Origin of the sequence: Nocardioides sp. (assembly GCF_044226765.1) — a bacterium.
Lineage (GTDB): Bacteria > Actinomycetota > Actinomycetes > Propionibacteriales > Nocardioidaceae > Nocardioides.
The window spans coordinates 342,245-365,992 of the sequence record NZ_JBGAGJ010000004.1 but is presented as its reverse complement, the minus strand read 5'-3'; the positions used below and the strand labels follow the sequence as shown (position 1 = coordinate 365,992).

At 65.1% G+C, this 23,748-nt stretch carries 20 protein-coding genes and 1 pseudogene; 18 read left to right on the top strand and 3 right to left on the bottom strand.

Annotated elements, in window-relative coordinates; all coding sequences use genetic code 11:
• Positions 1-4 precede the first annotated feature (4 nt).
• Genes ACILRH_RS11815 through ACILRH_RS11805 form a run of 3 tightly spaced genes read left to right on the top strand, consistent with a single transcriptional unit; the run spans position 5 to position 2,405 of the window.
• Positions 5-511: a nuclear transport factor 2 family protein gene (locus ACILRH_RS11815; protein WP_395693490.1), complete on the top strand. Its 507-nt coding sequence runs from the start codon at positions 5-7 to the stop codon at positions 509-511.
• Positions 512-513: 2 nt separating this feature from the next.
• Positions 514-2,046 carry an amidase gene (locus ACILRH_RS11810; RefSeq protein ID WP_395693488.1) on the top strand — a complete coding sequence of 511 codons (1,533 nt, stop codon included), beginning with the start codon at positions 514-516 and terminating at the stop codon, positions 2,044-2,046.
• On the top strand, positions 2,043-2,405 hold the full coding sequence (locus ACILRH_RS11805; protein ID WP_395693486.1) for a YciI family protein: 363 nt from the start codon (positions 2,043-2,045) through the stop codon (positions 2,403-2,405). Before ACILRH_RS11810 ends, ACILRH_RS11805 begins: the two co-directional genes overlap by 4 nt.
• 8 nt (positions 2,406-2,413) lie before the next feature.
• Here ACILRH_RS11805 and ACILRH_RS11800 read toward each other — a convergent pair whose 3' ends face one another.
• Positions 2,414-4,339, bottom strand: coding sequence for a thiamine pyrophosphate-dependent enzyme (locus ACILRH_RS11800; protein WP_395693485.1), 1,926 nt, complete (start codon positions 4,337-4,339; stop codon positions 2,414-2,416).
• An 83-nt stretch (positions 4,340-4,422) separates the two neighbouring features.
• On the opposite strand from ACILRH_RS11800, the gene ACILRH_RS11795 reads away from it, so the two are divergent.
• From ACILRH_RS11795 to ACILRH_RS11785, 3 genes and pseudogenes are all read left to right on the top strand, one after another.
• On the top strand, positions 4,423-5,175 hold the full coding sequence (locus tag ACILRH_RS11795; protein ID WP_395693483.1) for an SDR family NAD(P)-dependent oxidoreductase: 753 nt from the start codon (positions 4,423-4,425) through the stop codon (positions 5,173-5,175).
• A 40-nt stretch (positions 5,176-5,215) separates the two neighbouring features.
• Positions 5,216-5,407 (top strand): annotated as a pseudogene (locus tag ACILRH_RS11790) (helix-turn-helix domain-containing protein); the annotation flags it as partial.
• A 124-nt stretch (positions 5,408-5,531) separates the two neighbouring features.
• The gene (locus tag ACILRH_RS11785) at positions 5,532-6,254 is read left to right on the top strand and encodes an MBL fold metallo-hydrolase (RefSeq protein WP_395693481.1); all 723 of its coding nucleotides are present in this window, start codon (positions 5,532-5,534) and stop codon (positions 6,252-6,254) included.
• Between the two features lie 320 nt (positions 6,255-6,574).
• Here ACILRH_RS11785 and ACILRH_RS11780 read toward each other — a convergent pair whose 3' ends face one another.
• Positions 6,575-7,750, bottom strand: coding sequence for an acyl-CoA dehydrogenase family protein (locus tag ACILRH_RS11780; RefSeq protein ID WP_395693479.1), 1,176 nt, complete (start codon positions 7,748-7,750; stop codon positions 6,575-6,577).
• Positions 7,751-7,952: 202 nt separating this feature from the next.
• Between ACILRH_RS11780 and ACILRH_RS11775 the strand changes: the two genes are divergently transcribed.
• From ACILRH_RS11775 to ACILRH_RS11755, 5 genes are all read left to right on the top strand, one after another.
• A complete protein-coding gene (locus tag ACILRH_RS11775) occupies positions 7,953-8,513 on the top strand; it encodes a MarR family winged helix-turn-helix transcriptional regulator (RefSeq protein WP_395693477.1) in 561 nt (186 codons plus the stop codon).
• Between the two features lie 80 nt (positions 8,514-8,593).
• The gene (gene icmF, locus ACILRH_RS11770) at positions 8,594-11,734 is read left to right on the top strand and encodes a fused isobutyryl-CoA mutase/GTPase IcmF (protein ID WP_395693475.1); all 3,141 of its coding nucleotides are present in this window, start codon (positions 8,594-8,596) and stop codon (positions 11,732-11,734) included.
• A 195-nt stretch (positions 11,735-11,929) separates the two neighbouring features.
• Positions 11,930-12,748, top strand: coding sequence for an N-acyl homoserine lactonase family protein (locus ACILRH_RS11765; protein ID WP_395693473.1), 819 nt, complete (start codon positions 11,930-11,932; stop codon positions 12,746-12,748).
• Positions 12,748-13,743 carry a branched-chain-amino-acid transaminase gene (ilvE, locus tag ACILRH_RS11760; protein ID WP_395693471.1) on the top strand — a complete coding sequence of 332 codons (996 nt, stop codon included), beginning with the start codon at positions 12,748-12,750 and terminating at the stop codon, positions 13,741-13,743. The genes ACILRH_RS11765 and ilvE overlap by 1 nt, the downstream gene beginning before the upstream one ends.
• Positions 13,744-13,826: 83 nt before the next feature.
• Positions 13,827-14,747, top strand: a complete 921-nt coding sequence (locus ACILRH_RS11755; RefSeq protein ID WP_395693469.1) for an SMP-30/gluconolactonase/LRE family protein — start codon at positions 13,827-13,829, stop codon at positions 14,745-14,747.
• Positions 14,748-15,245: 498 nt separating this feature from the next.
• Here ACILRH_RS11755 and ACILRH_RS11750 read toward each other — a convergent pair whose 3' ends face one another.
• Positions 15,246-16,763 (bottom strand): PucR family transcriptional regulator, encoded by a 1,518-nt coding sequence (locus ACILRH_RS11750; RefSeq protein WP_395693467.1) that lies wholly within the window; start codon positions 16,761-16,763, stop codon positions 15,246-15,248.
• Positions 16,764-16,881: 118 nt separating this feature from the next.
• Here ACILRH_RS11750 and ACILRH_RS11745 point away from each other — a divergent pair, with 118 nt between their 5' ends.
• From ACILRH_RS11745 to ACILRH_RS11715, 7 genes are all read left to right on the top strand, one after another.
• Positions 16,882-17,826, top strand: a complete 945-nt coding sequence (locus ACILRH_RS11745; RefSeq protein ID WP_395693465.1) for a polysaccharide deacetylase family protein — start codon at positions 16,882-16,884, stop codon at positions 17,824-17,826.
• Positions 17,827-17,877: 51 nt separating this feature from the next.
• Positions 17,878-19,332 (top strand): purine-cytosine permease family protein, encoded by a 1,455-nt coding sequence (locus ACILRH_RS11740; protein ID WP_395693463.1) that lies wholly within the window; start codon positions 17,878-17,880, stop codon positions 19,330-19,332.
• Positions 19,329-20,243: an NAD-dependent epimerase/dehydratase family protein gene (locus tag ACILRH_RS11735; RefSeq protein WP_395693462.1), complete on the top strand. Its 915-nt coding sequence runs from the start codon at positions 19,329-19,331 to the stop codon at positions 20,241-20,243. Before ACILRH_RS11740 ends, ACILRH_RS11735 begins: the two co-directional genes overlap by 4 nt.
• Before the next feature lie 59 nt (positions 20,244-20,302).
• Positions 20,303-21,133, top strand: coding sequence for a polysaccharide deacetylase (locus ACILRH_RS11730; protein WP_395693460.1), 831 nt, complete (start codon positions 20,303-20,305; stop codon positions 21,131-21,133).
• A 13-nt stretch (positions 21,134-21,146) separates the two neighbouring features.
• Positions 21,147-21,944, top strand: coding sequence for an SDR family NAD(P)-dependent oxidoreductase (locus ACILRH_RS11725; protein ID WP_395693459.1), 798 nt, complete (start codon positions 21,147-21,149; stop codon positions 21,942-21,944).
• Positions 21,945-22,030: 86 nt separating this feature from the next.
• Complete coding sequence (locus tag ACILRH_RS11720; protein WP_395693458.1) at positions 22,031-22,810, top strand: hydroxypyruvate isomerase family protein; 780 nt, start codon at positions 22,031-22,033, stop codon at positions 22,808-22,810.
• A 49-nt stretch (positions 22,811-22,859) separates the two neighbouring features.
• On the top strand, positions 22,860-23,744 hold the full coding sequence (locus tag ACILRH_RS11715; RefSeq protein ID WP_395693457.1) for a 2-hydroxy-3-oxopropionate reductase: 885 nt from the start codon (positions 22,860-22,862) through the stop codon (positions 23,742-23,744).
• Positions 23,745-23,748 lie beyond the last annotated feature (4 nt).

The window sequence follows — 23,748 nt, the reverse complement described above, 5'->3', positions numbered from 1 at the left end:
TGGCATGACGACAGAGCATCCGATCCAAGACCTTGCCGGGCTGACGCGACGCTTGGCCAAGCTCGAGGCTGTCGAGGAGATTCGGGCCCTCAAGCTTCGGTACGGCCGGTTGTGCGACTCGGGGTATCCGACGGACGAGATCCTCCAGATGTTCACTGACGACGCTACCTGGGACGGAGGGGAGACCTTCGGTGTGTTTCGAGGTCTCGACGAGATCCGTCGCTTCTTCGTCTCGATCAATGAAGAGGTCGGCTTCGCCGTCCACTTCATGATCGGAGACTCGATCACCATCGGGGAGGATCTCGACACCGCGGCCGGCACCTGGCACATGCTCGAGGCGGCCACCATGGAGGTCGACGGCGGACTCCACCCCATGTGGCTGATGGCGGTCTACAGTGATCGTTACCGTCGCGTCGACGGCCAGTGGAAGTTCTCCGCCGTTCGTCTCGACTTCCGGATGCAGGCACGTCACGACCTGGGCTGGGGCGAGCGCCTGCTCCAGCTGCAGTGACGATGAAGGAGCTCGCGGACATCGCAGATCGCCGCCCGATCGCGATGACCGCGGAGGAGAGGCGTACGGTCCTCACCCTTGCCCGAGACATCGTGGGCGGCGATGGCGATTCGACACCGGGGCCGGTCGAGCCCCTTGAAGCGCCGGGACCGAGCATCACGCCACCGCGGGCTCGGCGTCGCGCAGACCCAACAGGCTCAGTCCTGAGGTGGTGTGACGTCGGCCCTCTGGGTGACGGTCCGCTCAGCGGGTGGACGATCTCAGTCAAGGATTCGATAGCCGTCGGCGGGGTGGCCATGAGCTGCGGGCTCCGCGAGCTCCAGACCCACGTTCCGGCCGCCGACAGCGTCGTCGTCCACCGCCTTCGCTCGGCTGGCGCACGCATAGCTGCCGTCACCAACATGGACGCACTCGGCATGGCCGCCAGCGGGGAGACCAGCGGCTATTGGGTCACCACCAATCCCTTTGACCCCACGAGGACTGCTGGTGGGTCGTCCTCCGGGGCAGCGGCCGGGCTCTACCTGCCTCAGATCGACGCGGCGCTCGGGACAGACCAAGGAGGTTCGGTCCGGGTGCCCGCCTCCTGGTGCGGAGTTCTCGGGATGAAGCCGACCCACGGCATCGTCCCCTACCGCGGGAACGCCGGCATCCACAGCGTCTTGGATCATGTCGGTCCGCTCGCCCGAACGGCCGAGCAGCTCGCGAGCATGATGGACGCTCTCACCTCGGACACCTCGGCGGGCCGGACCGTGTCCAATCCGGCGCCGGGTCACACGTACCGGGCGGCGGTCGAACACGCCCCTGTCCGACTGAGGGGCACCCGGATCGCGCTCTTGAGGGAGGCGATGGGCACCGAGTGCGAAGAACCGGTCGCCCGCGGCATCCACGAGGCTGCTGCCCGGCTCGAGATGCTCGGGGCAAGGCTCCGCATCGTAGAGGTGCCCGAGCACCTCAAGGTCGAGGACGCATCCGGCTGGCTCAATGCGCTCGGCATCGCGGACCTGCTCGACCACCGCGTCATCGGTCCGGCCGGACCGCGATTCTCACGTGAGCTGATTCGCTCCATCAAGCAGGACGGTGCGTCCGTGTCGCCTCAGGTCAAGGCCGCGTGGATCGCCGGCGTGAGGCTCGGCAGTGATCGCTCGAGGGTCCTCAATGCCGTGCGCAGAGCCAGACGGCAGCTGGCCGCGGCCTACGACCGGGCATTGAACGAGGTCGACGTGCTCTTCCTGCCCACGACACCGCACCCGGCGTTCGTCGTCCCATCGGTGCCGTCCGTCTCAGGACTGGTCCGACGTGGCTGGACCATGCTTCGCCACACCGAGCCCTTCAACCTGACCGGTCATCCGGCGCTGAGCGTCCCGGTCGGCATCGTCGAGGTGTCGGGCCGCAGGCTCCCGGCGGGCGGGATGTTCATCGGCCGGATGTTCGATGATGCCCGGCTGCTGAGCCTGGCGGCCACCTACGAGCGTGGCTTCGGTTGGCAGACCCCGACCGCACACCGAAGGCCCATGAAGACGGTGGATGACCGATGAAGACGTTTGTGCTGACCTACGTGTACATCACGGATGACTGGCGGCGGTTGAACGTGCGGGACCGACACGTCCATTACCTCAGGAGGTTGACTGACACTGGTTCACTCCTGGTGGCCGGTCGTCTGGCCGACGGCCAGCCCCCAGGAGCGATCCTCGTCCTCCTCGCTGAGAGCTGGGACGACGCTCGAGTCGTCATCGAGGCCGACCCGTTCGTCACCGAGGGCATCGTCGCGGCGTGGACCCTGGTCGAGTGGCTGCCGGCCCTGGGCCTCCTGGCTCCAGGGTTCGACACGGAGGCTTCGCAACCTGGTGATGTGGACAGGAACAAGACTGACGAGCGCGCGGCATCTCCGGAGTGATCTGGATGTCAGTCGCCTCGACCCAATCCGGTCAGTGCTGCCTGGAAGATCTCGGTCGCGGTCGGGATGATCGCCTGCTGCAGGCTCGGGGCGGAAGGAATTCTCGACGGGGCGGCGCCCAGCCGCTGGACCGGTCGAGACAGCTCGCCGGCGAGTGCGCCCGACATCCAGGCAGCGAGCTCCGCCCCGAACCCGCCGAACGTGTGCGCCTCATGGACGATGAGTGCTCGTCCGCTCGAGGCGCGAACGGCGGCCTCTACCGTGGCCGTGTCGAGCGGGCGGAGCCAGCGCAGGTCCAGGACCGCCGCCTCGACACCTCGTGCCTCGAGTTGCGTCGCTGCATCGAGTGCGTCGTGGACCATTCGGCCCCAGGTGAGGATGACCAGGTCACCGCCGGAGCGGACCATTCGGGCACCTTCTGCCCTCTCGAGCGCTTGGGACGGATCGACAGCTCCAACGTCCTGGTACAGCGCGCGATGCTCGATCACGATCACTGGGTCGGGGTCGGCGATCGCCGCGCGGAGCATCGCGTACGCATCCTGCGGCGTGGAAGGCAGCCCGACCTTCAGGCCGGGGACATGAGCAAGGACGCCCTCCACGCTCTGGGAGTGCTGGGCGCAGGACCCGGGGGTCACTCCTTGTTGCATCCGAACGGTCAGCGGCGCGGTGAGCTTCGACCGGTTGACGTAGCGGACGTTCGCCGCCTGGTTCACGATCTGATCGAGAGCGACGTACATGAAGTCCGCCCACATGATCTCCGCGACGGGTCGCATGCCCTCCATGGAGGCGCCAACGGCAGCACCGAGGATGCCTGCCTCAGCGATGGGGGTGTCGAAGACCCGGGATGGCCCGTACTCCTTCTGGAGACCGCGGGTCACCCCGAAGATGCCGCCGGCGAAGCCGACGTCCTCACCGAAGACCACGAGCTCAGGGCGCTCAGCGAGCTCGGTCCTCAGAGCGAGGTTGAGAGCTCGTTGGTAGGTCATCTCGCGGGCAGGACCGCCGGCTGGTGCCGGCACCGGGACCGGTGGTCCGTAGAGATGGTCTGTTGCTGTCGAGGGGTGAGGACTCGGCATGGCTCGTGCCTCGGCCGTCGCTTCGTCGACCTGTGCCGTGACCTCGGCATCGATGGCGGCGAGCGTCTGCACATCGATGGTCGAAGTCTCGCGGAGGCGAGCGAGGGGTTCGGCGGCCTCTGCCGCGCGCCGGTCGTCGACGGGTCGGTAGTGCTCGATGTCGCGGTTGTAGTGCCCCTTCAGCCGGATGGTCTTGCACTCGAGAAGGACCGGGCCCGCTCCTTCTCGACACCTGTCGGCCGCCGATGCGACAGCATCTCGAACTGCGAACGGATCGCAGCCGTCCACCACGTGGCTCTCGATCCCGAGCGCCTCCCCGCGCGCGCTGAGACGCGGTTCGCGCACCAGCGAGTCGGACGGCGTCATCTCCGCCCAGCCGTTGTGCTCGACGACGAAGATGACGGGCAGCGAGTAGGCGGCTGCCATGACCATCGCCTCGGTTGTGGCGCCCTGGTTCATCGCCCCGTCGCCGATGGACGCCAGCACCACGCGGCCGGTGCCCAGACGGTCCGCGGCAAGCGCTGCGCCCACCGCGATCGGGACGCCTCCCCCGACGATCGAGTTCTCCCCCAGAAGTCCGTTCGCGGGATCGCTGAGGAGAGCGGAACCGGCACGTCCGCCGTTCGTGCCGCCGGCGCGCTGGAGGATCTCGCCCAAGACCTCTGTCATCGACGAACCACGCGCAAGGGCCCAGCCATGTCCGCGGTAGGTCGAGACGATGCGATCCTCCGGCTGGAGTCCGGCCACTGCGCCCACGGGAATCGCTTCCTGCCCCAGGCAGGGGTGCACGGAACCAGCGATCTCACCGGCCGCCGAGAGCTCGAGCACCCTCTCCTCGAACCGCCGGATCGTCAGCATGCCTCGGTAGGCGTCACGCGGATGCATAGCCTTCCTCTCATATTATGATGACTACGTAAAATAATGATAGCAAGAGGTGTGTCGTGATCGTACGAGAATCAGTCGCTGTTGTCACCGGTGCTGGGTCAGGGCTCGGTGCCGCCACGGCCGCCGCTCTGGCCGCTGAAGGGGCCCGAGTCTTCGGCCTCGACAGCGACGCCGCGTCGATGGGGGAGGACGCCGAGGGCGTCACGCTCGTCTCCTGCGACGTCACCCGGTCGTCCGAGGTCGTCCAAGCGCTCGACCGTGCGTGCGAAGCGGGTCCGCTTCGGGTCGTCGTCAACTGCGCTGGCGTCGCGTTGTCGCGACGCCTCATCGATCGAACCGGTCCGCACGCGATCGATGCGTTCGAGGCAGCTCTTCAGGTCAACCTCGTCGGCACCTTCTCCGTGATGACCCTCGCGGCCCAGAGAATGGCGCAGCTCGATCCGATGCCGTCCTCCGAACGTGGCGTTGTCGTGAACACCGCCTCCGTCGCGGCGTTCGAGGGACAGGTAGGCCAAGTCGCCTACAGCGCGTCGAAGGCTGGAGTCGCTGGCATGACCCTGCCGGCCGCCCGAGACCTTGCCGACCACGGCATTCGTGTCAATGCCATTGCTCCCGGCATCGTTGACACACCGATGCTCGCGTCGGTGTCCGAGTTCTTCAAGGGACGCCTGGCTGGAGGCGTCCCATTTCCCAAGCGCGTCGGTCGGCCGAGCGAGTTCGCCGACCTGGTGCTGTTCCTCGTCAGGAACGAGTACGTCAACGGGGAGGTCATCCGTCTGGATGGCGGACTGCGGATGACCCCTCGGTAGTTGCCTGGGAAGCGTCGAGAGAGACCGGTGGTATTCAAAGGTGTTGCTCAAAACGGCGATAGGTCGCTGTCTTCGCGCTGCCCGGACGCGAGCGGGGATGACCCTCGCGGAGGTGGCTCACGCTGCGGGCGTGTCTGTTGCCCACCTCTCGGCGATCGAGCGAGGCGTGAGCGAGTCGTCCTCGGAGGTGATCGCGGCAATCTGCAGAGCCCTTGGGGTAGGACTTGGCGAGCTGCTAGACGCTGCGATTCGAGAGCTCGAAGCGGTCCCCGACCGGTCGAGGACATCTCGGCGAGAAATTCTCTCGAGAGCGGAAACCTGCGGGTCGATGCAGCTTCTCGGTCTACCGTCCACGCATGTCAGACGGCCTGCCGCAGCTGCTCGAGATCGCTCCCGACCTCTTCCGACTCCGAATCCCTGGAGACGGCGCCCACCTCCTGAACAGCTACGTCTGGCGCGGACCGGAGGATGTCGCGCTGTTCGACACGGGTTGGCCGGGAAGCGCACGCACGATCGAGGCGGCGCTCCGGCACCTGGGTCGGCGAAGGGATGACGTGCGGTACGTCGTCCTCAGCCACTTCCACGAAGACCACTCGGGTGCGGCGGCTGAGATCGCGACCTGGCCGAACACCCTCATCGTCTCCGGCGCTGACGAGGCCGCGGTCGTGCGCGGAGACCTTCCCGGGGTCCGCCCACAGTTCACGGAGGCCGAGCGCCAGATCCATCCAGAGCCTGACGCGCCGCCGCGAGCGCCAGCTGTCCGCGTGGATCTTGAGGTCGCGGGCGGCGACCTGCTGCCGATAGCCGGTGGCGCTGAAGTCCTCCATCTCCCGGGTCACACTCCCGGCAGCATCGGCCTGCACCTGCCCGAGCTGGACGCCGTCCTGACGGGTGACGCGGTCGCCGAGCTCCATGGATCTGTCATCCGCGGCGTGTTCAACACGGATCGGGACGAAGTTCGGCGATCCGTTGCCGCCATCGCCGGAACCGGGGCATCGATCGCCGGCGTAGGTCACGGCGAGCCGATCACGCACAATGCCAGCCGGCTCGTGGCGGATGCACCAGATCCCTTCGCCTAGATCCGAAGGCGCCTATCGCGAGCGCTTGCGGGCACGCCGCTGGGTCAACTCGGCCGTGACCACCCGAGCACACTCGGCGCAACCTTGATCGCCTGCGTCCTGGAAGTCGAGAGACCAGAAGAAGCGCCAAGCCACCGCCGACCGTCCGCATGCGGTTTGGAGGCTCCCGACCTGGCGGGCGTGCCACTCGCCGAAGGGGCGCCACTCCACGTCTGTTGGCCCCCTCGATGGAGCACAGTGCTGCGCTGTGACCAAGAAGGTTGGCCACTTCCGCCTGCTCCGTCCACGATTGCTCGGACCCGAGGATGGCGAGCGGCCGCTCATGACACGGCCGGGCAGACGTCGCGAGGTCTCCGCGGCGACCTCGCCAGCTGGCGGGCGATGACGATGCGTTGGACCTGGTTGGTGCCCTCGTAGATCTGGGTGATCTTGGCGTCGCGCATCATCCGCTCGACGGGGTAGTCGCGGGTGTAGCCGTAGCCGCCGAGAACCTGGACCGCGTCGGTGGTGACCTGCATCGCCACATCGGAGGCGAAGCACTTGGCGGCCGCCCCGAAGAACGTCAGGTCGGCGTCGCCGCGCTCGGACTTCCCGGCCGCGGCGTAGGTCATCTGGCGGGCGGCCTCGACCTTCATGCCCATGTCGGCCAGGAGGAACTGCAGCCCCTGGAAGTCGCTGATCGGCTTGCCGAACTGTCGGCGCTCCTGGGCGTAGCCCAGCGCGTAGTCCAGTGCCCCCTGGGCGATCCCGACCGCTTGCGCCGCGATCGTCACCCTCGTGTGGTCCAGGGTCCGCATCGCGGTCTCGAACCCGGTGCCCTCCGCGCCGATCATCCGGTCCGCCGGGATACGGACGTTGTCCAGGTACACCTCGCGGGTCGGGGAGCCCTTGATGCCCAGCTTCTTCTCCGGCGCACCGAACGACACGCCCTCGTCGGACCTCTCCACCACGAACGCGCTGATCCCCTTGGACCGCTGGTCGGGGTCGGTCACCGCCATCACGGTGTAGAACTCGCTCACGCCCGCGTTGGTGATCCACCGCTTCACCCCGTTGAGCACCCACGTGTCGCCGTCGCGGACCGCGCGGGTCTTCATCCCGACCGCGTCCGACCCCGCGTCCGGTTCGGACAGGCAGTAGGAGAACCCACCCTCACCGGCCGCGAGCCTGCCCAGGTAGTGCTTCTTCAGGTCCTCCGACCCGGCCAGCTGCACCGGCAACGACCCCAGCTTGTTCACCGCCGGGATCAGCGAGGACGACGCGCAGGCGCGGGCGACCTCCTCGATCACGATCACCGTCGCCAGCGCGTCCGCCCCCGCACCGCCGTACTCCTCCGGCACGTGCGGGGCATGGAAGTCCGCCGCCAACAGCGCCGCCGCCGCCTCCTCGGGATACCGCGCATGCTCGTCGACATCGGCCGCGAACGGCGCCACCTTCGCATCACACACCGCACGCACGGCCTCACGCACCGCCACGTGCTCCTCGGACAAGCAGAACATTGATGCCACCCCAGCTGGGCTCGACCTCCCGCGTTGGGACCGAGAAGCGGGACGGCAAATACTAGGACGTCCAAGTACTAGTCAGTCATGTGGTCCAGATGTTGGATCTGTGCCGGTGCTGCCGCGACACCGCGCCGGTGACGCGTGCCGCGTGATGTGCTAGTTGCGTGCCACGTTGCCACCGCGGTGACAGGCTGCCGTCATGACGCCGACGCAGGACGACGATGCCAGTAGGGCCCGGCCGGGGGAGCCCGCGACTGACGTGGGTCGCCGAGACCCCATTGCCGTCGCATACGAGTTGTGGCGTGAGCATGGCTGGGAAGACGCCGCCGACGGAATGGCTCTGGTCACCTCGCTGTCGCGGGTGAACCAGCTGATGACCGAGCGCATCGAGAGGACCCTGCGTCCCTATGAGCTCAGCTTCGCGCGCTATGAACTCCTACGGCTCCTGGCCTTCACCTCGACGGGTCGGGTGGCGATGACGAGGCTGGGATCGCTGCTCCAAGTGCATCCGACCAGCGTCACGAGTGTCGTCGCACGACTGGAGCGCCAAGGTCATGTCGAGCGACTTCGGCGAACAACCGATCGTCGTGTCGTCCTGGCGTCAATCACAGGAAGTGGTCGGCACGTTGCCGAGGTCGCGACGCGGGCACTGAATGAGGATGTGTTTTCGCGTCCTGGCCTTCCGCTGGAGGATGTCCGCACGATGACTCGGCTCCTGGGGTCGCTCCGTGGCCATCTCGGCGACATGACCACTCCGTGAACGCGTGACGGAAGAATACCTGGACGTCCTAGTATCTGATAGTTGGATGTCCAAGTAACCGCCTTGCAGGAGCCCTGTCAATGCTGCACGCACCACGTAACGCCGTTCGAATCGTGACCGCGTCGAGCCTGTTCGACGGTCACGATGCGTCGATCAACATCATGCGCCGGATCCTGCAGAACCAGGGCTGCGAAGTGATCCATCTGGGACACAACCGCTCGGTGGACGAGGTCGTGGGAGCCGCCGTCGACGAAGATGTTCAGGGTGTAGCGGCTTCTTCATACCAGGGCGGTCATGTCGAGTACTTCGAGTACTTGGTCTCCCTGCTCCGTGAACGGCGAGCTGAACACATCAAGATCTTCGGCGGCGGAGGGGGCGTCATCGTTCCGTCGGAAGTCGACCGGCTGCGAAGAAGTGACGTCCGGATCTTCTCGCCCGAGGACGGGCAACGGTTGGGCCTTCCAGGGATGGTCAACCAGATTGTCGAGGCCTGCGACTTCAACCCGTGTGAGGTCATCGCACCCTCCGCAGAACGCGTGGTGTCCGGAGATCGGTCGGCGCTGGCGCGGGCGATCACGGCAGCACAGTCAGGGCGCCTACCGACCGATGTCCTGGATGATCTGCGGGCGGCGAGTACCGGCCCGGTGATCCTCGGCATCACTGGAACCGGAGGATCTGGCAAGTCCTCCCTGACAGACGAGCTGCTTCGCAGGTTCCTGATGGATCGGGGAGAAGGGCTTCGCATCGCGGTGCTGGCCATTGATCCGAGCAGGCGCAGGGGCGGTGGCGCACTCCTGGGCGACCGAATCAGGATGAACACTCTTGACGACCCATCGATCTACTTCAGGTCGCTGGCGACCCGTGGGGCGCATGAGGTCCCAGACACCCTCGAGGAGGTACTTGCCGTGGTGAAGGCGGCTTCCTTCGACTTGGTTGTCGTCGAGACGCCGGGCATCGGACAGGGTGATGCCGGGGTCCTGGAGTTCGTCGACACCTCCATCTACGTGATGACGCCCGAGTTCGGTGCCGCGTCACAGCTCGAGAAGATCGACATGCTCGACCACGCCGACATCGTCGCGATCAACAAGTTCGAGCGACGAGGCGGGATGGACGCTCTCCGCCACGTCACTCGGCAACTCGTTCGGAACCGCGAAGCATTCGGGGCCGGTGCTTCAGGCATGCCCGTGTTCGGCACCTCGGCAGCGACGTTTGACGATGACGGTGTCACAGCGTTGTACCAGCGACTGCGGGCCACGCTGCAGGGGCAAGGTCTCGCGTCGTCCGGCAGCCGTCTCGATCCAGTCGAGACGAATTACTCGACTCGAATCCAGAGTGTGGTTCCCGCTGAGCGGACACGCTACCTGGCTGAGGTCGGCGCTGCAGTTCGCACCTACCATCGAGAAACCGAACGCCTGGCACGGACCGCACGTCGTCATCAGGCGCTGCAGGCTCTTGCTGAGGAGCTCCTCGATCCCTCGAACGACCTGGTAGCCGGTGACGTGCCGGCGCTGCTCGCTCGCACTCGCGCCGAGATGCCCGACCATCTGATGGACGAAATCGCAGGGTGGCAAGCTCGAGTCGAGCATTACGTCTCCATGCCCGGTCGTGAGTCGTTGGCGGGGACCCAAGTGCCTCGGGTGGCATTGCCACGCTTCACGGATCATGGGGAGCTGGTGCGCTTCTGGCGACGCGAGAACTTGCCTGGGTTCTTCCCATTCACCGCCGGCGTGTTCCCGTTCAGGCGGGAGGACGAAGATCCTGCCCGGATGTTCGCCGGCGAGGGCGACCCTGCGCGGACCAATCGTCGATTCAAGCTTCTGTCTGCGGGGCAGTCGGCGACCCGGCTGTCAACCGCCTTCGACTCAGTGACGCTTTACGGGCGCGATCCGGACGAACGCCCCGATGTCTACGGCAAGATCGGGACCTCCGGAGTGAGTGTCGCGACTTTGGAAGACATGAAGGAGCTCTACGAGGGTTTCGACCTGCTCGCGCCGACGACCTCAGTATCGATGACGATCAATGGGCCCGCTCCGACGATTCTCGCCTTCTTCCTCAATGCCGTGATCGACCAAGCCCACGAACGAGGGGCCACGCCTGACGAGGCACTGAAAGCGGTCCGAGGGACTGTCCAGGCCGACATCCTGAAGGAAGATCAGGGACAGAACACGTGCTTGTTCTCGACCGAGTTCTCGTTGCGGTGCATGGCCGATGTGCAGGAGTGGTTCATCGAGCGCGGCGTCCGGAACTTCTACTCTGTGTCGATCTCCGGGTACCACATCGCCGAGGCGGGGGCCAACCCCATCAGTCAGCTGGCATTCACCCTGGCCAACGGGTTCACCTATGTCGAGGCCTACCTCGCCCGTGGCATGGACATCGACGACTTCGCGCCGAACCTGTCCTTCTTCTTCTCGAACGGCATGGACCCGGAGTACTCGGTGATCGGACGGGTTGCGAGGCGGATCTGGGCGATCGCAATGCGTGACAGGTACGGAGCGAACGAGCGGTCGCAGAAGCTGAAGTACCACGTCCAGACCTCTGGTCGGTCACTCCACGCGCAGGAGATGGACTTCAACGACATCCGCACGACCCTGCAGGCACTCATTGCGATCTACGACAATGCGAACAGCCTCCACACCAATGCGTATGACGAGGCGGTCACCACCCCTTCGGAGGACTCGGTCAGGCGAGCACTAGCGATCCAGCTCATCATCAACCGGGAGTGGGGACTCGCCATGAACGAGAATCCGCTCCAGGGTTCCTTCATCATCGAGCAGCTCACGGATCTGGTCGAAGAGGCAGTGCTCGCGGAGTTCGATCGCATCACTGAGCGTGGCGGTGTGCTGGGAGCGATGGAGACCGGTTACCAGCGGGGGCGGATCCAGGACGAGTCGATGCTCTATGAGCACAAGAAGCACGACGGAACGCTCCCGATCATCGGGGTCAACACCTTCCGTCGACCTGAGGATGAAGCAGCACCAACGGTGAGCCTTCCGCTGGCCAGGGCAACCGAGACGGAGAAGCGCGCGCAGCTCGACAAGACACGCACGTTCCGTGCAACCCACGAGGAGGAGGCGCGCGTTGCCCTGGACAACCTCAAGCGCGTGGCAAGGTCGGAAGAGAATCTGTTCGCGGCCCTCATGGACGCGGCACGCGTGTGCACGCTCGGTCAGATCACCGAGGCCTTCTTCGAGGTCGGGGGACAGTACCGGCGGAACGTCTGAGCGCCGAACGCCCGTTCTGTGAGCGGGTTCGTCGCCGGGTCTGTCGACTGATTGCGTTGAGTAGGCCCCGACTCGTCCAGGCGAACGTGCCGAGGGGCGGAATGACAGGGAGACGACAGGCCGGGCAATCACGATGGTGACCCGGCACGAGTGGACCGTGCTGCCTGGCTCCGTTCGCCCACAAGGAGGACACGAATGGCCGTCAACAGGATCGTGCTGCTCACCCTCGGCTGGGAAGATCTGCCCAAGAGCTACTCGGTCTTCGGTGCCGATCCGCGGGAGCGACTTCGTGAGCCGACTCCTGGGATTCTCCTGGAGACCGATGCCGGATGGATCCTGCTCGACACAGGGTTCAACACAGCGCTGGTTCGAGACCCGTACCTGCGCGAGCGCTTCTACCCGGATGCGGACTACCTGCCGGTGGTTGCCGAGGAAGGAGAACCGCTCGTCGAGGCACTCCAGGGGGCTGGCCTCGCGGTGCCAGACATCACGGCAATCGCTCTGAGTCATCTTCACTCCGATCACGCCGGAGGACTGAAGCTGTTCGGTGCGGACGTGCCCGTCCACATTCAACGAAAGGAGCTCGACTTCGGTCTGAACGACCCGCGTGCTGAGGCGGACGGGGTCTTTCGCGTGGACTTCGACGACCCACGGATCGACTGGGTATTGATAGATGGGGATGCCGAGATCGCTCCGGGTGTTCGAGCCGTCGCGACTCCCGGACACACGCCGGGTCATCAGAGCTTCGTCGTCGACCTTGCAGGCGGTCAGGGCGGATACGTGTTCGCGTTCGATGCGGCCGACCTGACCGAGAACATCGACCACGAGCGGCCAATCGGATCGTTCATCGACGTCACCGCCGACGAGACGGTGGCGCCGATCCGTCGCTTGAAGCAGATCGCTCAGGAGACCGGCTACCGCCTCGTGCCCGGTCACGATCCCCTCGTGTGGCCGGCGCTCAGCGGTGAACTCGCAACGTTGACGCCGGCGAGCCGTGGCGAACAGGGAACCTGATGTTTGGAACGGCCATCTCCGACAACATGTCGATCGCTCGGTTCGACGGTGAGTTCTGGACGAATCCGGAAGTGGTGTCCTCGCGGTCTCTGTCTCTGCATCCGGGCGCACACGCACTCCACTACGGCAGTGCCTGTTTCGAGGGTCTGAAGGCACATCGGGGTGTCGACGGTCGTATCCGGCTCTTCCGTCCGCTCGACCACGCCCGACGGCTCAAGGAATCGGCGGCCTCGATGCTCCTACCTCCGCCGCCCGTCACGCTCGTGACCGAGCTGATCGACCTCGCCGTAGCGGCCAATAGCGAAGACGTCCGCGTTGCTCCCGCCTCGCTGTACGTGAGACCGACGCTACTCGGCACCATGGTCGACATCGGTGCCGCGTCTCGACCCAGCGTTGAGGCGGTTCTGTACGTGCTGACGAGTCCAGTCGGGGACTACTTCAGTGGCGGACTGCGGCCGCTCACCCTGCTGGTGGAGACCGAAGTCCCGCGGACCGTCCCTCACTTCGGCATGGTGAAGGCCGGCGCCAACTATGCGCTGGCACTGCGATCCACTCTCGAGGCGCGCAAGGCGGTGGCCGCGGACCAGGTGCTGTTCTGCCCGAATGGCATCGTCGAGGAGACGGGCGCGTCGAACTTCTTCTACTTCGACGGCAGCACGGTCGTGACCCCGAGCCCGACCCCGGCCTTCCTGCATGGGGTCACCCGAGACACCGTCATCTGCCTGGCGCGAGCGCGTGGGTTCACGGTCGACGAGCGTCACCTGCCGACAGCCGAGCTGTTGGCGCGAGCGCGACGCAGCAGAGCCGAAGCATGGCTGTCGGGAACGGGCGCAGGCTTGGCGCCGGTCGGAACGCTGGTCAGCGGAGGTCAGAGAGTTCCGGTGGGCACGAGTGAGATCGGGCCGACCGTGACCGTGCTTCGTCAGGATCTCGCTGCCATGCAACGAGGAGCTGCCGGCGACCCTTACGGCTGGCTTCGCGTGGTCGAAGCATGACTCACCGGCGGCAGATGGGGCCGACGGCAGTGGTCGGTCCGCCATGCGCGCGCCCCACCCATCTACGAGAAGCGAGGTGACCAGTGGAAACGCCCACGATCGAGACGAGGTTCTTGTCGTTGGACAGTCGCTTCACGTGCGACGGAGACTCAGTTGTCGAGGTGCTTCACCAGGGATCGAGGAAGTCCGAGGGGCCGGTCTATCTCCCCGCAGGGCGATTCCTGATCTGGAGTGACATCCCGAGCTCGCGCCTGATGAGGTGGGACGAGGTGACCAACTCGGTCGGCGTCTTCCGCCACGACTCGGGGTACGCAAACGGGAACACCATCGACATGTCTGGGCGCGTCATCACGTGCGAACAGGGCAATCGTCGGGTGACGCGGACCGAACATGATGGTCGAATCACCATCCTCGCCGACCGGTACCGCGGAAGACGGCTCAACAGCCCGAACGACGTGGTCGTGCGTTCCGACGGGACTATCTGGTTCACAGATCCGAGCTACGGCATCGACAGCGACTACGAGGGCACCGCAGGAGAGAACGAAATCGGGGGGTGCTTCGTCTTCAGGCTGGATCCTCGGACCGGCTCCCTCCGCGTCGTCGCCGATGACTTCGTCCGACCGAACGGCCTGGCGTTCTCGCCCGACGAGACTCACCTCTACATCGTCGACACCCGCCAAGAGCCCAGTCACGTCCGCCGCTTTGTGGTTGAGGCCGACGGGACGCTGTCGGACGGTGCGATCTTCGCAACCTGCAACTTCGGCAAGTTCGATGGGATCCGATTCGATGACGCGGGCCGACTCTGGGCGGCGGCGTGGGACGGTCTCCACTGTTTCGCCACCGATGGTCAACTCATCGGCAAGCTCCTTCTGCCTGAGCCTGCTGCGAACCTCACCTTCGGTGGCCAGAAACGGAATCATCTGTTCATCACTGCGGGCCGATCCATCTACACCTTGCGAGTGAACTTTTGTGGGGCTCGACCCTTGGGGAGATCAGGTGACTGACCCGGCTTTGGTCGTCGACGCTGGCCTCTGACCCACGTTTCAGATGCGCTGCGGGCGATCGACCGCACAATTCGCACGTGTGCAGCGAGGGCAGTGGAGGTCGAGATCCGCTCGCAGCGCCTGGACGAGGTCCTCAGTTCGCCCCGCGGAACGTCCTCCCGACCCGCTCCGCTTGTTCGGTCCTTTGTTACGGACTACAGCAACGAAACAGCTCGGTCCCCATAGCCCGATCCCGTTGTCGGCCGACCTTGCCTGGGTCTAAGTTTCCGACTCGGGAGCGGGCCGGGGCTGGACAACACCGCAGGCTGGCGAAGCCGTCACGCCGACTGCCGGGGCACCCGGACCGTCTCTCCGTGTCAGCGCACGTGAACGTCAAGATCGTACGAGACGGATTCTCGGTGACCTGGCGACCGGCCGATGTGTTTCTTGGGCGCAGTCGACGACAAGCGCCGGGCCCGAAGACGTGTGACTTACGAAGCGATTCCACGGTGGGAGCAACTAGGCCTCAAGGGAGGTGGCGACAAGGAGAGATTCGAGTGCGAGCCATACCTCGAATCGATCTCGCATCACGTCAAGGCGTCGGTCCATGACGACTTCGACCCGCTGGAGTCGGTTCCGCACGGTGTGACGGTGCACGCCCAGGGACGAGGCTGCAGCCTCGAGGTTGCAGCCGCTGTCAAACCACGCGATGAGGGTGCTCAGCAGGTGGCGGTCGGGTCCACTCGTCGGAATGAGGATTGGGTTCAGAACGGCCTCGGCGTATGCGCGCAGCGCCGGGGCGCCACCGAGCTGCAACAGCAGAGACGAATTGCCGATCGCCATCGCATCCACCAGCCCCCCGCCTCCCCGCAGCGCAACCGCCACTGCTTGGGTTGCCTGTCGGTGGGCCATTCGCAGCTCGTGAGGAGGAAAGGCCCCGCTCAGCCCCACCGCTGAGGACCTGGTCAGTTCCTCGAGTCTGTGTCGATGGTCGGGAGCCGTCTCAGGAATGATCAGGACGACGTCGTCACCGTCCTCCGTGCCCAGGGCTTCCCCCAGGAAGCGGTTCGCTGTTGCAAGCAGCTGATGGGAATCAGGCGGCCTCGAGACTGTGGCGACGTAGAGACGGGTCGCCTCGACGCCGAAGCTCGAGAGGATCCGTCGCGCCGCCGCGGCGCTGAGAGGTGACCCGAGAAGGCGCTTCGCTGCGTCAGAGCGCGGCTTCCGCTGAGCTTGCTCGACCGCGGCTCGACGTTCAAGGTCGATCGCGAGAAGCGAGGATGCGAAGGTGGCGAGCGCGGCCGAATCCTGACCGATTTTGCCGTCGTCGGTCCCGTAGAGGAGGTAGCCACGAAGTCTCTCGGCCCCGACAGCCTGGACTCGCGCGTGTCCGTGGTCGGAGGGGATGACGGCGGTTCCGCGCAGTTCGCGCGGCCGGATCTGGTCAACCGTGAGCTGAACTTGGTCGGTTGAGATCCATTCGGGGAGCTTTCCTGCGATCACGTCCGACGTTGCAGAGTCACGTAGCTGAGCCCAGAGACCTGTCAGACGAGTCAGGGCTGCGATGACGTCCGGACTGCTGCCGGGCCGAGCTGCTGCCTGCACCAGGCGCGACTGTGCCTCCGCCGTGCGCTCCGCATCAGTAGCTCGCGTGCTCAGGATCATGGAGTAGACGGCATCGGTGATCCGGATGAACGGCGTGGTCTCCGGAACCCGGATGAGAGGGAGACCCGCCGACCGACAAGCCTGGCGCAACGGCTCCGGCACCTCCTGGTACCGCAAACCCGGGCCAACGCCCAGCGCAAGTGCGGACACTCGAGCGTCGATCAGACGCCGTACGAAACGCCGCTGCTCGGCCCTGCTGTCATCGATACCCATCCCGTCCGTCATGAGGATCTCGCCACCCTCGAGCCATGGGCTGGGATCGCTGTGCTCATTGACGAGCGCGCCACTGACCGAAATGTCGCCGACGTCGACAGCATCGATGAGCAGCGCCACAGACCCGACCTTCTCGACGACCTCGTGCACGGTGACCACGGCCAACCTCCTTGTGCCTGGCGTATAGCCGGCGAGAAGAAATGGGACGTCGTGTCCAATGACAAGCATCGCACATCACCGAGATTCTTTGCGCAGCCGTACTGCGAAAGGACCACGCATGGGAGCCGACGTTCGACCGCCGTCGAACAGCCCCGCACTACGCCCGCTTCGACTGGCGTCGCCGGCCGACACGCCCGCAGACTGGCTGGGGGAGAAGATCTCTGCCGTCGCCGTCCTGTCGTTTGCGCTTGATGGCCCGACCCCGATCCTGTCGTCCGGGCGACGCTACGCGGATCACGCGATGACCATGTCGCACCAGTCATTCGAGTCAGAGGTCGCGGTTCCCCGACTCCTGCAGCTGCTCGCGGATGTCGACGTCGCAGCGACGTTCTTCGTCCCAGGAGCGGTCGCAGAGTCCCACCCGGCGATGGTCGCTTCGGTTGTCGAAGCCGGGCACGAGGTCGCCCACCACAGCTACTCTCATCGGCCGCCCATCGGGCTCAGTCTGGAGCAGGATCGCGAGGAGTTCGAACGGGGTCTGGCGGCGCTCGGTCGGCTGGACATCGCTCCGCGTGGCTATCGCGCGCCCATGTGGGCAGCGACCTACGACACCCCTGACCTGGTCGCTGAGTACGGCATGACCTACGACAGCAGCCTCATGAACCGTGACTCCCCGTACCGCCTCGAAACAGGGAGCGACCCGATCGTCGAGCTCCCACCGCACTGGTCTCTCGACGACTGGGAGCAGTACGCCTACCTGCCAGAACCTCACCTCGGGTACCACATCAACCGTCCGGAGTTTGTCGTCGATGGATGGCTCGATGAGCTCTCGGCGATGCGGACGGTTGGTGGCCTGTTCATGCTGACCAGCCACGCTTTTCTGACGGGCCGCGCTGGGCGCGCCGTAGCACTTCGCAGGCTGATCGAGACGGCCCAGTCTCTGAGTGACGTTCGATTCGTCACCGCCGCGCGACTCGCCGACGAGGTCAGTGCCAGCGGCACCAAGGAGCTCTATCGGCTTGAGCGCGTCGCCGCAGATCCCGACACGTTCTCGGTCTGGTGATCGATCCCGTCGCCACCCTCGTCTCGGCCACCACCAAGAGGAGTCCGCACCATGTCTGAAGCAGCTGCCACCGACGCAAACCCGCTCTTCGGGGTCGAGACCCATGGTTTCGAACACATCCCAGAGGCTGAGCGCAAGATGACGTTGCGCGAGACCGCATTCTTCTGGGTCGGCACGAACGCCAACCTCTTCTTCGTCTCGGTCGGCGCTATCGCTGTCGCTCTCGGCCTGCAGATCTGGCAGGCAGTGCTCGCCTGCATCCTCGGGAACCTCCTGTTCGTCCTGGTTGGATACGCCAGCGTGGCTGGAGTCCGAGCCGGGCTGCCAGCGATGACCTTCACCAGAGCGACGTTCGGACTGCTTGGCAACCGGCCGAACGCCCTGCTGGCCTGGGTAGCTTCCGTGGCGTTCGAAGCCATCAACACGATCTTCGGGGTCTACGCACTGCTGGCACTGATGGAACTTCTCGGCTGGCAGGATCCTGGTACGCCGGGGAAGCTGCTCGCAGTGTTCCTCCAGTTCATCGTCTCGGGCGGGGTAGCCGTGCTCGGCCACGCGACGATGCTGTGGTTCCAGCGGATCTTCGCTGTCCTGCTGTCCGTCGCACTGGTGCTCGTCTTCGCCTTCTCTGCCGGCGACCTGTCCTGGCACGTCGACGGTGCGCTACACGGATCGGCCGCTCTTGCAACCTTCACGATTGCCTGCGCCATCATCGCTTCCGGGCCGATCTCATACCTCTATAACTGCCCGGACTGGGTGCGCTACCTGCCGAGTCAGACGCGATCCAGCAGCGTCGTTTGGACCGTCACCCTTTCGGGTGGCCTCACGGCACTACTTCTCTGCATTATGGGTGCTCTTCTCGCCGGGATCGGCGACATGTCCGATCCGGTGGCGGGCGTCAAGGCCCACGTGCCGACCTGGGCATTCCTCCTGTACACGATTGCCGCCGCCGGCGGTTCCATCGCGAACAACGTCGTCACCTACTACTCATCGGGACTGGCGCTGCAGTCGATGGGAGTCCCTCTGCATCGCTACGTGGCGACCGCGCTTGACGCCATTGTGAGCACGGGGATCGTCTTGTACATCCTGTTCGTACAGGACTTCACAACGGCCCTGAACAGCTTCGTGTCTCTCTTGATCGTCTGGCTGGGACCGTTCGCAGGGGTATGGATCGCAGACGGCCTGCGTCGTCGCTGGAGGTACGACTATCGAGCCGTTCACGTCGACGTGCGCAACGGGCGAGGGACCAAGTACTGGTACTGGCGCGGCATCAATCTGACCAACTGGACGGCGATGCTTGCCGGCGTCGTGGCCTGTCTTCTCACCGTGGACTCGCCGGCATATGTCGGCGTTCTTTCGAACGCATGGGGGGGCGCCGACCTGAGCTGGATCGTGGGGCTCGTCGTCGGTGCCGGTTCATACCTCCTCCTGACGCGATTCAGCCAGAAGGATCTCAAGGTCGAGATCGACCTTGAGAGGCTCCACGCGACGGAGGAGGCCAAGTGAGCATCCTCGTCACCGGCGGCCTCGGCTTTGTGGGCCGAAGGATCGTCGACCTGCTGGTGGATGACGGTCACCAAGTAGTCAGCTACAACCGCGACTTCTCGCTGGATGAACGCCCCGGCGTAACGGCTGTTCAGGGGGAGCTGTTCGATCTCCCGGCGATGGTGCGCACCTTCAAGGAGTTTGCAGTCGACGCGGTCATCCACACTGCGGCGATGTCACATCCGGAGATCTCCATTGAGCTCCCGGTCACGACCTTCGCGGCGAACGTCGATGGCACCCTTAAGTTGCTTGAAGCGATGCGGCTGGCAGGGGTGCGCCGGCTCGTCAACTTCTCCTCTGAATGCGCTTACGGGCACCAAGCTGAGGACGTCCCCGTGCGTGAGAATGCCACCCCGATGCCGAACACCCCTTACGGCGTTTCTAAGGTCGCAACCGAGCATCTTGGGCGTGTCTACAACCAGCTCTACGCGATGGATGTTGTCTCACTCCGTGTCACGGAGGTCTTCGGCCCCGGCTTGAAGATGCCCGAAGTACTGCAGGACATGGTCAAGGCAGCTGTACGCGGCCAGACGTTTGTGCTGGAGCACGGCTTAGACCACAGGTTCCACTTCGTCTATGTGGACGACGTCGCCCGTGCCGCGATCTCGGCCTCGAAGTCTCGCTCGCTGACCCAAGCCGTCTACAACATCTCCGGGGGTCTGCAGGTGACGCTGAAGGAGGTTCGCGAGCGAATCCTCCAGCGGGTTCCCGGTGCGGCAATCCACATCGGGCCGGGGCACATTCCTGACTGGGATCGGCAGGGGCCCTTCGACATCTCTGCAGCGGCTAGAGATCTCGACTATCGCCCCCAGGTATCGCTCGACGCTGGCCTCGACTCCCTCCTCAACGAGTTCAGCATGGAAGATCTCTGATGGAGCCCTTGCCTACGGTAGATCGCCCCGAGTGGCTTGGCGGTTCGGCGGCTGCTCTGGTGCTGACCTTCGACATCGATGCCGAGAGCTGCATGCTTGCCGAGGGACGGAGGTACGCCCAGCAACCGGGACTCATGAGTCACCAGGCGTTTGGACCCAAAGTGGGTGTCCCCAGAATTCTTCGTGTACTACGGGCTGAGGACGTGCGAGCCACCTTTTTCGTCCCCGGCCTCACCGCCGAGCGCTACCCGGATCTCATTCGACGCATCATCGATGAGGGGCACGAGGTCGGCCACCACAGTCATAGTCACCGAGCCCCCCTCGAGCTTTCCGAAGGCGAGGAACGGCTCGACTTCGAACGCGGGATGGAAGCGCTCGACAGGCTGGGTATCCGACCGCGCGGACATCGCAGCGCCCTCTGGGCGGCGACATGGGAGACGGCGGCAATCGCGGTCGAATTCGGAATGGACTACGAGTCCAACATGATGGACAACGACCGGCCGTACGTCCTTGAGACCGGCGGAGGCACGATCGTCGAAGTACCACCGCACTGGAGCTGGGACGACTTCCCGCAGTACGCCTACCTCTGGGACCCAGATGTGGGCAAGAACGTTGTGGCCCCGAGCCAGGCACTGAAGGTCTGGGCGGAGGAACTCGACGCCATGCGTGAGTGGGGCGCTGCGCTCGTCCTGAACGCCCATCCCTTCCTCAGCGGTCGGGCCTCCCGAGTGCGAGCCATTCGCGATCTCATCAGGCTGGCAAGAGATTGGGGTGACGTCGCAGTTCTATCGGCCAGTGAGCTCGCGGACCGAGCTCGGACCGACCCAGCGATCGAACGCAGGAACAACGATCCCATCCACGTCGACCCCAACGTCTATCCCCATGAATAGGGAGCCGCAGGACATGGACATGCAGAACCGCAAGGTGGTCGTGACAGGCGCCAGCTCAGGAATGGGGCGAGCAGTTGCCGCGTCCCTCCTGGCCAGGGGAGCCTCGGTTGCATTGATGGCGCTGCCCGGACCCGAGCTTGATGCGACCGTGGAGGACTTCGCGCGATCCGCGGGCCCCCGTGTTGTCGCCTGCGCACTGGACGTCGCAGACGCGGTCCACGTGCAGGAGGCGTTCGACGTAGCCGAGCGTTCGATCGGACCGGTCGACGGAGTCTTCAACAACGCTGGGATGTCCACGGTCTCGGCACTTGCCGACACGAGCGACGAGGAGTGGCGTCGACAACTCGATGTCAATCTCTCCGGGAACTTCTACGTCATCCGCGAGGCCGCCCGCCGGATGCAGCCTCGGCGCTACGGATCCATCGTCAACACTGGATCCGAGCTCGCCTTCATCGGACAGGCAGGTTACGCAGCGTACTCCGCCACCAAGGGCGGCATCTTGTCCATGACCCGCGCCGCTGCAGCAGAGCTCGCGCAGTACCAGATCCGAGTGAACGCGGTCTGTCCCGGCGCGATCGACACTCCGCTTCTCCGGGCCGAGTTCGCTCAAGCCGCCGACCCCGCCCGTGAGCTCCGGGAGAACGAGGGATCGATCGTCTGGGGCCGGATCGGGACTCCTCAGGAGGTTGCGAACGCAGTCGTCTTCCTGCTGTCGGACCAAGCGAGCTACATCACCGGTACACAGCTGCTGGTGGATGGCGGTCGTGTGGGTTGCTTCCCGGTTGGCTCGATCGCCACGGCCAGCAGGTGATTGCGCCGACCGTCCGCCCTGGTTAACGCACGCACACCTTCCAATAACCAACGATTCCGTCGGCCAAGATTGAGGAGTTCGTCATCATGCTCGAGCTCGTTGCCAATTGCTCGCTCCTGTTCACCGAGTTCGACCTCTACGATCGGCCGTCAGCTGCCAGGGCCGCCGGCTTCAACCAGATCGAGCTGTGGTGGCCTTGGTCCACACCGGTGCCGGATGATGGGGAGGTCGACCGGCTGGTCAGCGCTGTCACGGGGGCCGGCGTGCAACTGGCCGGCCTGAACTTCTTCGCAGGCGACTTGGCAGGTCCCGACTGCGGTGCACTCTCCGTCCCAGAGTTCTCGGAGGGCTTCAGCCGCAATGTGCCAGTGGTCGTCGACATCGCCGAGCGCTTGGGAACACGTCTCTTCAACGCTCTCTACGGCAACCGCGACGACGGGATCAGCAGCGAACTCCAAGACGAGTTGGCGGCCGAGAATCTCGCCCTAGCGGCCGACGCCGTCCGGCACCTCGGTGGTGTCATCCTGATCGAGCCGGTCTCGGGTCCCAAGCCATACCCCCTTCGTACGGCAGCGGATGCGGCTTCCGTGGTCCTCGCTGCTCGATCCGCTGGAGTCACGAATGTTGGGATGCTGCTCGACATCTACCACCTTGCGGCCAACGGCGACGATGTTGGCCGTGCCATCGAGCACCACATCGGGATGATCGAACACGTGCAGATCGCCGACGCACCTGGGCGAGGTGAACCGGGCAGTGGCCTGCTCGACCTCGACGGATACGTCCGCTGCCTGGAGAGGCACGGCTACCGAGGGGCCATCGCGCTCGAGTACAAGCCCACCGGCGCCACAAGCGACGGCCTCAGCTGAATGACGGCCCTGCGCAGCAGGGAAAACTGACTTGGAACGGAGCACGCGCATGGCATCAATCGCATTCATCGGCCTCGGCATCATGGGCAGCCCCATGGCTGTGAACCTGGCACGTGCAGGTCACCACGTCGTGGGTTACAACCTCGTCCCGGGCAGGACTGGACCACTAGTCGAGGCTGGCGGCAGAGAAGCAGGCTCCATAGCGGCATGCGTGGCCGGTGCTGATGTCGTCGCCATCATGGTCCCGGACTCCCCTGATGTCGAAGCGGTCATCAGCGGCGATGATGGCGTTCTCGGCAACGCCGCGCCAGGTTCCCTCATCATCGACTTTTCGAGCATCCGACCCGATGTCACGGCAGCGCTGGCGGCCACGGCGAAGAGACACGGCCTGCGTTACCTCGATGCTCCAGTATCTGGGGGCGAGGTGGGCGCCATCAAAGCCACGCTGTCAATCATGGTCGGAGGTGACGAGACCGACGTCGAGTCAGCGGGCGAGGTCTTCAGCGCAGTCGGCAAGACCATCGTCCACGTGGGTGGTCATGGCGCTGGTCAGACTGTCAAGGCCGCGAACCAGCTGATCGTCGCAGCAAACATCCAAGCGCTGGCCGAGGCGGTCGTCTTCCTCCAAGCCTTCGACGTCGATCTAGACGCGGCTCTCACCGTGCTCGAGGGTGGCCTGGCCGGCTCGGCGGTCCTGAACCAGAAGCGTTCGAACATGCTCGCCCACAAGTTCGAACCCGGGTTCAGGATCGACCTTCACCACAAGGACCTTGGGATCGTCGGCGCTGCGGCGCGCGAGGCCGGTGTGGTCCTTCCAGTGGGCACTCTCCTCGGTCAATTGATGGCCTCGTCCCGCGCAAATGGCGACGGCTCCCTGGACCACTCCGCCCTCCTACGTGGAGTCGAGCGTCTCTCCGGCCTCGCGGTCGACTAGCCAC

Excerpts from the sequence above, each read along its gene's own strand:
- ACILRH_RS11745 (WP_395693465.1), top strand. The coding sequence starts at position 16,882 with ATGGGAGCCGACGTTCGACCGCCGTCGAACAGCCCCGCACTACGCCCG.
- ACILRH_RS11740 (WP_395693463.1), top strand. The coding sequence starts at position 17,878 with ATGTCTGAAGCAGCTGCCACCGACGCAAACCCGCTCTTCGGGGTCGAG.
- ACILRH_RS11815 (WP_395693490.1), top strand. The coding sequence starts at position 5 with ATGACGACAGAGCATCCGATCCAAGACCTTGCCGGGCTGACGCGACGC.
- ACILRH_RS11800 (WP_395693485.1), bottom strand. The coding sequence starts at position 4,339 with ATGCTGACGATCCGGCGGTTCGAGGAGAGGGTGCTCGAGCTCTCGGCG.
- ACILRH_RS11785 (WP_395693481.1), top strand. The coding sequence starts at position 5,532 with ATGTCAGACGGCCTGCCGCAGCTGCTCGAGATCGCTCCCGACCTCTTC.
- icmF (WP_395693475.1), top strand. The coding sequence starts at position 8,594 with ATGCTGCACGCACCACGTAACGCCGTTCGAATCGTGACCGCGTCGAGC.
- ACILRH_RS11805 (WP_395693486.1), top strand. The coding sequence starts at position 2,043 with ATGAAGACGTTTGTGCTGACCTACGTGTACATCACGGATGACTGGCGG.
- ACILRH_RS11725 (WP_395693459.1), top strand. The coding sequence starts at position 21,147 with ATGGACATGCAGAACCGCAAGGTGGTCGTGACAGGCGCCAGCTCAGGA.
- ACILRH_RS11810 (WP_395693488.1), top strand. The coding sequence starts at position 514 with ATGAAGGAGCTCGCGGACATCGCAGATCGCCGCCCGATCGCGATGACC.
- ACILRH_RS11780 (WP_395693479.1), bottom strand. The coding sequence starts at position 7,750 with ATGTTCTGCTTGTCCGAGGAGCACGTGGCGGTGCGTGAGGCCGTGCGT.
- ACILRH_RS11715 (WP_395693457.1), top strand. The coding sequence starts at position 22,860 with ATGGCATCAATCGCATTCATCGGCCTCGGCATCATGGGCAGCCCCATG.
- ACILRH_RS11775 (WP_395693477.1), top strand. The coding sequence starts at position 7,953 with ATGACGCCGACGCAGGACGACGATGCCAGTAGGGCCCGGCCGGGGGAG.
- ilvE (WP_395693471.1), top strand. The coding sequence starts at position 12,748 with ATGTTTGGAACGGCCATCTCCGACAACATGTCGATCGCTCGGTTCGAC.
- ACILRH_RS11720 (WP_395693458.1), top strand. The coding sequence starts at position 22,031 with ATGCTCGAGCTCGTTGCCAATTGCTCGCTCCTGTTCACCGAGTTCGAC.
- ACILRH_RS11765 (WP_395693473.1), top strand. The coding sequence starts at position 11,930 with ATGGCCGTCAACAGGATCGTGCTGCTCACCCTCGGCTGGGAAGATCTG.